Here is a 1,306-nt window from a genome sequence, read left to right as displayed (position 1 = left end):
CATTGATTACTACATTCTGAGTCTGTGTACTGGTATTTCCTGATCCGTCAGTATAAGTCCAAACTACAGTTTTTGATGCTGTAATCGGGAACGTTTCTGAATGTGTTCCGCTGATTGCTCCGTCACAATTATCGGTTGCTGTCGGTGCTGTTAAACTTGTTACTTCACACTGGGCTGTCACATCTGATAAACTTGTTGCGTCAGCTACAGGATCTGTTGTATCATTGATTACTACATTCTGAGTCTGTGTACTGGTATTTCCTGATCCGTCAGTATAAATCCAGGTTACTACGGTTGAAGAAGTAATTGGCAGTGTTGTTGTTTGAGTTCCTGTTAATACTCCGTCACAGTTATCTGTCGCTGTCGGTGCTGTTAAGCTTGTTACTTCACACTGGGCTGTAACATCTGATAAACTTGCTGCGTCTGCTACAGGATCCGTTGTATCATTAATTACTACATTCTGAGTCTGTGTACTGGTATTTCCTGATCCGTCAGTATAAGTCCAGGTTACTACGGTTGAAGAAGTAATTGGCAGTGTTGTTGTATGAGTTCCTGTTAATACTCCGTCACAGTTATCTGTCGCTGTTGGTGCTGTTAAGCTTGTTACTTCACACTGGGCTGTAACATCTGATAAACTTGCTGCGTCTGCTACTGGATCTGTTGTATCATTAATTACTACATTCTGAGTCTGTGTTGTGCTGTTGCCTGATCCGTCAGTATAAGTCCAAACTACAGTTTTTGATGCTGTAATCGGGAACGTTTCTGAATGTGTTCCGCTGATTGCTCCGTCACAATTATCGGTTGCTGTTGGTGCTGTTAAACTTGTTACTTCACACTGGGCTGTAACATCTGATAAACTTGCTAAATCGGCTACTGGATCTGTTGTATCATTAATTAATACATTCTGATTTACAACAATTGAATTTCCATTTCCATCATCAAAAGTCCATGCTATTACGTGAGTTCCTTGAGTATTGTATGTTAAAGGATCACTTGTTGTTCCTGTCAAAACACCAGCACAATTATCTGTCGTAGTCGGTGCCACAGCGGTTGCTGAACACTCACCTGTTACATCTGCTAATACTGGAATTACTGGTGAAGTTACATCATCAATTATTACATTCTGAGTTGCTGTTACTGTTTGACCATTGCCATCAGTAAAAGACCAAGTAATTACACGTGTTCCTTGTGTTGTATAAGTTAATGGATCACTTGTGGTTCCTGTAATTGTACCAGAGCATCCATCTGTAGTAGTCGGTGCCACAGCGGTTGCTGAACACTCACCTGTTACATCTGCTAATACTGG

At 41.0% G+C, this 1,306-nt stretch carries 1 protein-coding gene; it reads right to left on the bottom strand.

The features are described from left to right. Nucleotides 1–1,306, bottom strand: a 1,306-nt coding sequence (locus BZG01_RS21715; RefSeq protein ID WP_218973196.1) for a PKD domain-containing protein, incomplete at both ends; no start/stop codon positions are given.

The organism is Labilibaculum manganireducens, from assembly GCF_002843385.1.
In the GTDB taxonomy this organism is placed as follows: domain Bacteria; phylum Bacteroidota; class Bacteroidia; order Bacteroidales; family Marinifilaceae; genus Labilibaculum; species Labilibaculum manganireducens.
Note: the sequence above shows the minus strand (reverse complement) of the source record. Positions and strands in the feature narration are given on the sequence as shown.